The organism is Stenotrophomonas sp., from assembly GCF_031995405.1.
In the GTDB taxonomy this organism is placed as follows: Bacteria; Pseudomonadota; Gammaproteobacteria; order Xanthomonadales; family Xanthomonadaceae; genus Stenotrophomonas.
Genome location: NZ_DAMAGC010000129.1, coordinates 1 through 10,306 on the forward strand (window position 1 = coordinate 1; position 10,306 = coordinate 10,306).

Consider the following 10,306-nt stretch of genomic DNA (forward strand, 5'->3'; position numbering starts at 1 on the left):
CGCTGCCCGCTCCCACCCCGTTGCGTGCGGCACTGTTGATGCTGGGCAGCACGCTGGCGTTCGGCCTGATGGCGGTGGCGATCCGCTACGCCACCGCCCACGTGCCCACCCAGGAAGTGGCGTTCTTCCGCAACGCGTTCGGCCTGCTGGTGCTGCTGCCACTGCTGCTGCGCCCCGGCCGCGGGTCGCTGCGAACGCGGCAGCTGCCGCGCTACCTGCTGCGCAGTGCGATCGGCCTGGCCTCGATGCTGTGCGCGTTCTGGGCGATCGGCCATCTGCCGATGTCGCAGGCGATCTCACTGTCCTATTCCACCCCGCTGTTCGTCACCATCGCGGCCGTTCTGTGGCTGGGCGAGACCGTGCGCGCGCGCCGCTGGGCCGCGGTCATCATCGGCTTCATCGGCGTGCTGATCATCGTGCGGCCCGGCTCGACCAGCTTTACCCCCGGCACCCTGGTGGCGGTGCTGGCCGCCGTGCTGAGTTCGCTGGTGGCCATCCAGATCAAGCAGCTCACCCGCGTGGACAGCGCCGATGCGGTGGTGCTCTACACCTATCTGTTCTGGGTGCCGCTGTCGCTGCTGCCGGCGGTGTTCGTGTGGGTGTGGCCGACCGGTATGGCGTGGCTGTGGCTGGCCGCGACCGGGCTGTTCGGCACCGTCGGCCAGCTGCTGTGGACACGGGCGCTGCGCCTTGGGGAAGTATCGGCACTGACCCCGATCAGCTTCATGCAGCTGCCATTGGTGGCCGTGCTGGGCTGGCTGCTGTTTGGCGAAACCCTGGACCGCTGGACGGTGATCGGCGCCGCCATCATCCTCGGCGCCAACGCCTACATCGCCCATCGCGAAGCGGTGCTATCGCGGCGCGCAGCCTCGCAGGCCGCCAGCGCCGGGGCCAAGCCCGGCGAGTAAGTCAGGCCGTGGCCGCCGCCCAGCTGCGCGCGGCGCTGTCGACCACGTTGCCGGGCGCGAACTGTTCGTCCATGTAGCGCAGCGCCTGGCGACGCTGGGTAGGCGGTCGCGAGGCGGCGCCCGGCTCCAGCAGCAGGTCGTGGAATTCCTGCACGTCCTGCAGGATCCGCCAGTGCCGGTAATAGGCGATGCGCGCCGCATCCACGGCCACATCGCCGTAGCCTTCACGGAAGCACGGCGGGTCCTCGCGCCCCCAACGCCCGCCCACCGCAGCACCGACCAGCATCAGGTCGCGCTCGCGCGGGGCCAGCATCATCTCGTCCCAATCGATCAGGCACAGGCCACCATCGGCGCGCAGCAGCAGGTTGCCGGCGTGCAGGTCGCCGTGGCAGAGCACCCGCCGGATCGGATGCCGGACCAGCCGTTCGCGCAGGTCCACGCAGCGCTGCCAGACCTCGGCGATACGCGGCCGATGCTGGCGCCAGGCACGCAGGTATTGCGCAGACAGGTCATCGGACAGCGGCCAGCGCGCATCACCCCGGCGCAACCAGGCCCCCACGCGTTCCACTGCGGTGTCATCGTCGAAGCCAGGTTGCGCCAGTCCGGCGGCAAGGGTCTCCGGCAAACGCGCCTCGTGCACCTGGCGCAGCACCTCGCCCAGCCGACGCCATTGCTGCTGGGACAACGCCGCTTCGAATCCGGACTGGCCCTCGACATAGGCGAACAGAGTCCACTGCAGGCCCTCCGCGCGCACCGCCGGTGCACCGTCCAGCGCCGGCTGCGGCGCGGCCACCTCGGCCAGCCCCAGCGAAACGCGCAGGTACTGCAGGACCTGCCACACCGCTTCATCCACCGCATAGCGGCGACACTTCAACCACCAGCGTGTGCCGTCATGCGCGCCAATCTGATAGACCGTGGCACCGGCATCGGCACCGGCCGGACGCTGTACCACCGAGGTGGCGCGCACGCCCCACGCCTGTGCCAGCACGGCAGCGATGTGCGAAGAAGACAATTCCTGAGGATGCAGCATCAAATCGCCGTGATGCACGAACATGTGTCCACTATCGCAGAATCGAGGCGAACTGGCAGCGTATTGCGTCACGCTGTGACGTGATCGGCACGTTTCGCCACATGAATTCGGACGATTCCTATATCAACGATGCCGTCAGCGCCTGCAGCTCGCGTTGCTGCAGCGTGCGCGCCTCTTCCCGCTGGAACTGGGTCGCAAACAGTGGCACCGCGAACGCGTAACGCAGGCCATCGTCGTCGCGGCGGATGACGAAGGCCAGCTGCAACCGCGCCAGCGCTCGCCGCAGCGACTCCGGATCGACGACCACGCCGGCCGCATCGAAGTCGGCCAGCAGATCCTCCAGGGTCGCGCCGCCCCCACCGCTGCCGTCCAGCTGCTCGGCCGCGAGCCGGTACACCACGATGCGGTCGATCCGATTGGCCACCGGATCGGGGGTCAGGCGCGCCCATCCGGCCAGCGCATCGAACACCGGCTCGGCCACCAGCGCGGCGTGCAGCTGCGCCGCATCGATCACCCGCTCGCCGCGTCCCAGTTGCGCCAGCAGCTGCTGGCACACGATCGCCACCAGGTTGGCGCGCCGACCACACGCGGCCACCAAACGACGCGGCAGTTCCGGCGTGGCGTAGTGCACGCCCAACCTGGCCATCGGTTCGCTCGCCAGCGCCTGGCAGGCCTCGTCCTCCAGGCCAGCGACGTGGATCACTTCGCCGAAGTTGCGCAGTGGCGAAGCGAAATCCAGCGTCACCGCTTCATACAGATCCCAGAAGCCGGCCAGCATGAAGTGGCAGCGCCCTTCCTCGCTGATGGCCCGTAACGCACCCAGCTGCGGATAGCCCGCGCTGGCCTCGGCGCGCAGGAACAGGTCGGTTTCATCGATCAACAGCAGCACCCGTCGGCCCTCGGCCTGCGCGGACAAGGCGGCGACCAGCGCATCGATGCCGGCGTCCTCGGGCAGGCCCAGCTCCACTGCCAGGCGTACGCTCAGGCGGTGATCGCGCAGCGACAGGTAACGACAGTGCACGCGCGGATGGCCGGCGAAGCGCCGCTCGATCGCCTTCATCAGGCTCGTCTTGCCCAGCTGCCGCCCACCCACCAACAGGTAGTTGCCCGGCTCGCGATTGAGCACCCGTGCCAGCAGCGCGGCGCGGCCGAAGAATGCAGACGGCCGGGTAATGCCGCCATGGGTCTGGTAGGGGGAAATGCGGGTGACCTTCAACTGGCGCGTCAGCAGCGCCTGCAACTGCCCCAACGCGCCGGGCTGCAGCAGCCAGCGCGTCTGCGCGGCCAGATCCAGGCAGACGCACAGGTTGGCCGGGTCATCGGCATGGGCGACCAGCGCCGGCTCGGCCAGCGCCGACGGGCTGACCACCATCACCACATCCTGTCCATTGGGCATGGCGCGCAGTTGCTGCACGATCGCCTGCCCGCCCATGCCGCGCTCCGGCAGATACACCCACAGCCGTTCCAGCGCCAACGGCAGGGCGTCGGGCAAGGTCCATTCGCGCACGCTGCCGGGCAAGGTCCATCCCTGCGCTGGCGCATCGGCGGCGCCGATCCGCGCGGCCAGTAGTGCCGCCTGCGCCCCGGCCGATACCCGCGACTGGCGCAGTGCCTCGCGCCAGCGCACGCTGGCCACGCCGGCATCGGCCAGCACGCGCCCGCGCAGGCGCAGCCAACCCAGTTGCCGGTCCAGCGCAGGCAGTGCCGGCAGCGGCTGGTCGAACAGGCGCCGCGGTTCGCGCAGGACCTCGGCCACCGCCGGCCGCACGCGATACCAGACCAGGCCCAGCACGATGAACGCCAGCACCGCGATGCCAAGCAGCAGGCCCAGCCATTCGATGATGGTCCATGGCGTGCGCGCCTGGCAGTCCGGCGCCTGCCAACGCGACGGCGGCGCCGGGTTGCCGGGCTGGCAGCGCCAGCGCCCCGTGGACGGCTCGAGGGTGAAGTCCAGCGCCGTGCCGGCCAGCCCGGCACTGGACGGGAACCGATCGGTGAAGCGCACGCGCACCACATACGGCGCAGGCACCTCGGCCACCACCACTGCCTCGGCCGGGTCGTGCACGCCGGGCACGGCGACCGCGTCAGGCCACTTCCCTTCCCGCTCCCAGTAGCCTTGGGCTTCCTCGCGCAGGTACATCATGTCGTAGCGAGCGCCCTGCATCAGCATCATGCTTTCGCCATCGTGCGCGATCGTCCACGCCACCCATGGGTTCAACATCGGGGCGACGAACAGACTGCCGACGAACCAGGCCGCTGCCGCGATCAGCACCAGCCGCCAGGTTCGCCACCCCGGCAAGCGGCCGAGCCGGCTCACGCGGGCAATCCGGCAAGGCTGTCGATCACCTGTCGCGCCGTGCGCCGGATCGCCTCGCAGCGCCATTCCAGCCAGGCGCCATCGGCATGCGGGCGCGCGGTGAGCAGGTTGTGCCAGTACAACTGCCGCAGCACCGGATCGACCAGGTACGGTCGCGCGGGGGCAAGGCGCGGGCGATCCAGCCATGCGTCGATGGCGGTGCGCGCCGCCGGCTCACGCAGCAGCGGCAACAACGCTTCCCACAGCCGCGGATGGGTGGACAGCGTGGCGATCACCGCCTCGTCGTCGAGCGTGGCATCGGCTGACGGCGTGGCCAGCAGGGTCAGCGCCGCCTGCGCCAGCAACGGATGGCCGCCGGACAGATGCAGCGCGCGGGCAAGCAGGTAATCGGGCACGTTGGCCGCGTTGCGCTGCAGGTCCTCGACGCTCAACTCCGGCCACTGTTCGCTGGCGGCGATGTTGAGCAGCGACAGATCACCGCCCTGGTACTTCAGGTCGGCCAGCGCCGCGCCACCACAGATCAGCAGATGCAGCTTGCCGCTGTACATCTCGCTGAGGCTGCGCAGGATGCCGGCCAGCACATCGCGCGGTCCGGGCGCGCCCTGCTCGAAGCGGCTGACCAGGCAGAACAGCGCACCGGGCTGCTGCAGTCGGCGCGCCAGTGCTGCTTCGAAGGCGGTGTCGGAGGCGGCATCGTCCAGTCCGCACTGTGCGGCAAGCAGCGCGAAGTAGTCCTGGTCGCCCTCGCCTGCGCGGAACGGTGGCTGGAGGTGCAGCACGCGGTCGCCACCGTAGCGATGTGCCGCTTCTGCCAGGATGGCTTCGCGCTCGGGCGGCTGGCCCCAGTGGGCCTGGGTCAACAACAGGCTGACCGGGTACGGACGCAGCGCCTGCAGGCGGTCGAACAGACGCACCACCGTGGCCGGGATCGGCGTGGTCGTGGTCGGCACGGATGCGACCGGTTCCACCGGAAACTCCGGCTCGAAACCGGCCGAGCACAGCAGTGCGTTGCTCTCCGTTTCGGTCAGTCGCAGGTAGTTGGCACACGCCAGCACGCGGTCGCGATGACGACGGCTGGGCAGCGACGCGCCCGAGCGCCAGTTGTTGACCGCCTCGCGGCTGATGCCGATCTCGGCGGCCACCCCACCTGCACTGGCCCGGATGCGACGCATGTGGCGCGACAGCAGTTCGGCGAACTCCGGGACAGGCATGGGGAAGGACCAGAACGGGCGGGAATCGGCCACCCTACCGTGGCCGTTTCGGCTGTCAACCATGCGCGTGTCCTGCCTGGAAACCGCTGTCGTCAGGCCGCCGACGCACTGGCCGGCTGGCGCACCACGAACAGCTTGCGGGTCAGCAGCAGGAACACCACGAAGACCAGCACGCCGAGCAGGACCACACCCACCGACAGCCGCCCCAGCACCGCCCCCAGGCTCTTCTGGCCCTGCAACCGATCCATGCGTTCGAAGCGCGACGGATCGGCGCGGGCATAGGCCACCTCGACCTGCGCGCCCTCCTGCAGATACGGTGCGGCATTGTCTTCGGACGTACTGAATTCACCGTTCCGGGCCACACCGTCGACGACGAACTGGTAGCGGAACTGATAGGTGTGGCTCACACGGCCCTTGCGCCGGCTCTCCTCGATATGGTCCAGCTGCACCGGCACCTGCACGCTGACCGCGTCCTTGAGGATCGCCTCGGCCTGGCGGTGGCCGCTGAGCGCCGAGCCGGAAAACACCATGGCCAGGATGACGTAGCCAAGGATGCACAGCCAGCGCGCGGCCCGGGTAAGGCGTGCATGCGAAGTGGCGGAAACAGGAATGCTGATCATGGTGGTCCCCCGGTAGTGATCGCTGTCGCCAGCAGCGGATGTGCGCTGGCACCGGGGAAGTGTGGGGATGTGCGGCGCAGGCGTGAACCGCCAGCACGTCAAGTTGCGGTGTTCCGCGCTTGACGATGCGTCAAGCAGGGACGGTCAGAAGAATTCGTCCAGCAGCCGGTAGAACGCCAGCCGCTGTGGGTCCGGTGCGATGCCATAGTGCGCGAAGAACGGCTGCACCCAGGCCTCGCCCAGGTCGTCGGCGATGCTGCGCGCGGCCAACGCCAGATCCTGGTAACGGTCGGCCACGCCCGCGCGGCCGCAATCGATGAAGCCGCTGAAACGGCCGTCCTCGGCGATCAGGTTGGGCAGGCACGCATCGCCGTGGGTGACCACCAGATCCGCCTGCGGCTGCGCCGGCACCGTCGCCAGCAGTTCCACAAACACCTGGTCTGCCGATTGGCCCTGCCGCTCGTCATCGAAATCCTCGGCATCCACCTGCCCTGCCGCCAGTCTCGCCTTCGCTGCGGCCAGGCGCCGGGACACGCGGTGGTCGAACGGGCAACCCGACACCGGAAGGGCGTGCAACCGCTTCAACGCATCGGCCATGAGCACCACCACCTGCGCCGGCGCCAGCGCGGACGACGCGGCCAGGTCGGCACCGGGCAGCGCGGTCATCAACAGCCAACGGCGACCGTTTTCCTCGACGGCATCGAGCACCTCCGGGACCGGCACGCCCTGCGCATGCAGCCAGTGCAGGCGTGCGATCTCATCATGGAGTTCGCTGACCGCATCGATCTGCTCGGTCTTCAGGAACCGCTCCGGGCCGTCGCGGCCGCGCACCCGGAACACGTCCGCGCGCGACATGCCGATGGCACATGCTTCGATACGGGCATCGGCCAGACGGCTGCGCCACGCTGTGGGCAGCATGAGGCCGTCGTCATCGAGCGGCGTAAGAGGCGCAGTCTGCATGCACGCATCCTGCCGTCGCCGGGCGAAAATGCAAGCCCCTGCACCCTGTGGCTTCCTGCACGTGCCTGGACTACGCTCGACCTACCGCTACCACCGGACCGCCCTTGGGGAACACCGTCCACTTCCGGCTCGCCCGCGCCGACGACCTGCCCTCGCTGATCGGCATCGACAGCGTGGCCGCGGACGATCCTCGCCGCGCCGGACTGCTTCAGCAGTGGGTGGCGGCACGCCACTGCCACCTGCTGCTGCTCGACGCGCGTGTTGCCGCCTACGGCGTGCTCCACCATCACTTCTTCGACAGCGGCTTCATCGAGATGCTGATGGTCGGCAAGGAGTTTCGTCGCCGGGGCCTGGGTAAAGCGCTGCTGCAGCATCTGGTGTCACGCTGCGAGCGACCACGCCTGTTCACCTCCACCAACGCGTCAAACGCGCCGATGCACGCCTTGCTGGCGCGCAATGGCTTCATTGCCAGCGGGCAGATCGACAACCTGGATCCGGGCGATCCGGAGAAGGTGTTGTTCCGGGATCTCGCAGGTGCCGCTCAGCCTGCGGTGTGAATGCCCAGCCCGGCCTCGCCCTCGGCCAGCGCCTCGCGCAGTGTGAGCGCGGGAATCACGTAGTCGCCGCCGTTCTGCCGGCGGTAGGCGATGACCGGATCGCTGGCCAATCCATCCAGGCGCTTGCCCAGCTGTTCCAGCAGGCCGGGATATGCAGCCTGATCAACCCGGCTGGTTCGGTAGATGACGTGCGCGGGCAGCACCTCGAAGCCGGGATAGAACAGGATGCCGTGCTGGATCGGAAACAGCACGTCCTCGATCGGCCCGTTGATGCCACGCGGACCGTAGTGCGATTCCCAGCCACCGGTCGTCACCACCAGCATCGCGCGCTTGCCGGACATCGCGCCCTCGCCATAGCGGTCGCCCCAGTGTGTGTCGGAATGCTCACCGACACCGTAGGCGAAGCCGTACGCATATACGCGGTCGACCCACCCTTTAAGGATCGCCGGCATCGAGAACCACCACAAGGGAAACTGCAGGATGACCGCGTCGGCCCAGCGCAGCTTGCACTGCTCGGCGGCGATATCCGCGCTCTGGGCACCGGTGGCGAAAGCCTGTCGCGAGTCCAGCGACGCGTGGAACGGCGCCGATGCGTCGCGGCCCACATGGTCGTCCGCATCGACCTGCGCTTTCCAGCGCATCGCGTAAAGATCGGACACCTGCACGACATGGCCGGCCTGTTCAAGATGTTGGACGGTGAAATCCTTGAGGGAACCGTTGAGCGAGGTGGCTTCAGGGTGGGCATAGACAAGCAGGACGTTCATGGGCGATCCATGGAGGGAGTGCCGCCACGGTAGGCGCGCCGTCGGTATAGTAGAAATGAATTCCTGTAATCCCAGGCATTGTCATGGACAATTCACTGCGTCGCATCGACCTCAACCTGCTGGTCACGCTGCAGGCGCTGCTCGAAGAGCTCAACGTCACGCGCGCCGCCGAACGCCTGCACCTGGCCCAGCCCACGGTCAGCGTGCAACTCTCGCGGCTACGGCAGCTGTTCGATGATCCCCTGCTGTTGCCAGGCCCACGCGGCATGCGCGCCACCGCCCGCGCCGAGGCGTTGCGCGAGCCTTTGGCCGAAGCGTTGAGCGCGCTTCAACGCGCAGTGGCGCCAACGCAGGCCTTCGACCCGGCACTGGCCGACCTCACCTGGCGGATCATGGCCTCCGACTTCGGCGCAACCACCGTCGTGCTACCGGCGCTGCCCGGCCTGCGGCAGGCCGCGCCCCGCACCCGGGTGGCGGTGCTAGGCCTGGTGCCGGGCCAGATGGTGCAGCAGAGCGAGCGCGGTGCAATCGACCTGGCCATCCACATCACCGCCGAGGCACCGCCGAGCCTGCATCACCGGCCGCTGTTCCAGGAGCGCTATGTACTGGCCGGAAGGCGCGACCATCCGCGCCTCAAACGTCGGCCAACGCTAAGGCAGTTCTGCGCACTGGACCATGTGATCGTCTCACCCGACGGCGGCGGCTTCCATGGCAATACGGATAGCGCGCTGGCGCATGCGGGCGCCCGCCGCAACGTGGTGTTGTCGGTGCCGCACTTCCTGTTTCTGCGCAATGTGCTGCTGCGCACCGACCTGGTTGCGATGATGCCCTCGCGTCTGGTCGAGCAGGACCCCGCGCTGAAGGCGGTACCGGCCCCGATCGATGTGCCGGGCTTCGAAATGGTGATGCTCTGGCATGAGCGCGTGCACCGCGATCCGGCACATCGATGGCTGCGCGACCGGATCCTGGCCAGCCTGGGATGACGGGCCCGGCGGATGGGCGCAGCCGAACAGCGCCTGGATGCGCCGCGCACAAGGTGATATTGCGACGCGTCATGTAAACGATTACATCCCCTGCTAGCGTTGGCTTCACCTCATGTCGAGGGTTGCCGAGGAGAGCTTGATGGGGTTGCCTGCCAATCGCTGCACTGTCCCGCGTGCACCAACACATGGTCGCGCGCGCGCCCTGCTCCTCCCGGTCCTGATGCTGGCGGTGACCGCTTCAGCCCAGAACCTGCCGCCACGCAGCCAATGGCAGGCCAGCAGCTCCTCGCAGCAGGTGCCGGCCATGGCGGTGAACCACCTCATCGATGGCGACCCGAAGACCGTCACCGGCGGCGCCTTCAGCCCCGGCCACTGGTTCCAGGTGGACCTGGGCAAACCGGCTTCGGTCAGCGGCGCGCAAATTACCTGGGATGTCTCCAACCCGGAGGGTTACACGCTGCAGACCTCGCTGGACGGCAAGCAGTGGCAGCCCGCCTACAGCATGACCGACGCGCTCGGCGGCATCGAAACGTTGTTCTTCGCCCCGCGCCAGGCACGCTACCTGCGCCTGGCCAGCCCGGACCGCACCTCCGACTGGGGGGTGTCCATCTTCGAGCTGGAGCCTCTGGACAGCACCTCCAGCGCGCGCGTGGCCGCGCTCACCCCGCAGCAGGCCGCCGCGCTGTGGCAGGGCGGCGGGGCGGTCTCGATGCCCATGCTGAAGAGCAACACCCACGCCTTCGATATCACCCTGCCCCGCGCGCAAGCCACCACCGGCCTGGTGGTGGAATGGGCCGGCGCGCATGGCGCGGCGCGGCTGCAGGTGCAGGACACGCAGGGTGCCTGGCGCGAACTGGCCGCCGATGCACAGGCCGGCAGCCGCGAGCAGAGCTGGCTGGCCGGCACCGCGCCGGTGACGGCCAAGGCGTTGCGCCTGAGCGTGGCCGGCGACGCAC

At 68.7% G+C, this 10,306-nt stretch carries 10 protein-coding genes; 4 read left to right on the forward strand and 6 right to left on the reverse strand.

Translation table 11 applies throughout. The annotated features are described in order from the left end of the window. The first annotated feature begins 38 nt into the window (after positions 1–38). Positions 39–908, forward strand: coding sequence for a DMT family transporter (locus RTO53_RS16990; RefSeq protein ID WP_312238915.1), 870 nt, complete (start codon positions 39–41; stop codon positions 906–908). A gap of 1 nt (position 909) precedes the next feature. Here the strand turns inward: RTO53_RS16990 and RTO53_RS16995 are convergent, their stop codons facing one another. The 5 genes from RTO53_RS16995 to RTO53_RS17015 form a co-directional block, all read right to left on the reverse strand. Then, positions 910–1,938, reverse strand: coding sequence for an aminoglycoside phosphotransferase family protein (locus RTO53_RS16995; RefSeq protein ID WP_312238906.1), 1,029 nt, complete (start codon positions 1,936–1,938; stop codon positions 910–912). Between the two features lie 118 nt (positions 1,939–2,056). Further along, positions 2,057–4,255 (reverse strand): hypothetical protein, encoded by a 2,199-nt coding sequence (locus RTO53_RS17000; protein ID WP_312238907.1) that lies wholly within the window; start codon positions 4,253–4,255, stop codon positions 2,057–2,059. Then, complete coding sequence (locus RTO53_RS17005; RefSeq protein WP_312238908.1) at positions 4,252–5,466, reverse strand: hypothetical protein; 1,215 nt, start codon at positions 5,464–5,466, stop codon at positions 4,252–4,254. Before RTO53_RS17005 ends, RTO53_RS17000 begins: the two co-directional genes overlap by 4 nt. Positions 5,467–5,558: 92 nt before the next feature. After that, positions 5,559–6,086 (reverse strand): DUF3592 domain-containing protein, encoded by a 528-nt coding sequence (locus RTO53_RS17010; RefSeq protein ID WP_312238909.1) that lies wholly within the window; start codon positions 6,084–6,086, stop codon positions 5,559–5,561. Positions 6,087–6,230: 144 nt separating this feature from the next. Next, positions 6,231–7,046, reverse strand: coding sequence for an APH(3')-II family aminoglycoside O-phosphotransferase (locus RTO53_RS17015; protein WP_312238910.1), 816 nt, complete (start codon positions 7,044–7,046; stop codon positions 6,231–6,233). A 104-nt stretch (positions 7,047–7,150) separates the two neighbouring features. On the opposite strand from RTO53_RS17015, the gene RTO53_RS17020 reads away from it, so the two are divergent. Further along, positions 7,151–7,603 carry a GNAT family N-acetyltransferase gene (locus RTO53_RS17020; RefSeq protein ID WP_312238911.1) on the forward strand — a complete coding sequence of 151 codons (453 nt, stop codon included), beginning with the start codon at positions 7,151–7,153 and terminating at the stop codon, positions 7,601–7,603. Here the strand turns inward: RTO53_RS17020 and RTO53_RS17025 are convergent. Then, positions 7,588–8,367, reverse strand: coding sequence for an NAD(P)H-dependent oxidoreductase (locus RTO53_RS17025; RefSeq protein ID WP_312238912.1), 780 nt, complete (start codon positions 8,365–8,367; stop codon positions 7,588–7,590). The genes RTO53_RS17020 and RTO53_RS17025 overlap by 16 nt on opposite strands. 83 nt (positions 8,368–8,450) lie before the next feature. Between RTO53_RS17025 and RTO53_RS17030 the strand changes: the two genes are divergently transcribed. Beyond that, positions 8,451–9,350, forward strand: a complete 900-nt coding sequence (locus tag RTO53_RS17030; RefSeq protein ID WP_312238913.1) for a LysR family transcriptional regulator — start codon at positions 8,451–8,453, stop codon at positions 9,348–9,350. Positions 9,351–9,489: 139 nt separating this feature from the next. Beyond that, positions 9,490–10,306 (forward strand): discoidin domain-containing protein (locus tag RTO53_RS17035; RefSeq protein WP_312238914.1); only part of this gene is annotated, 817 nt, incomplete at its 3' end.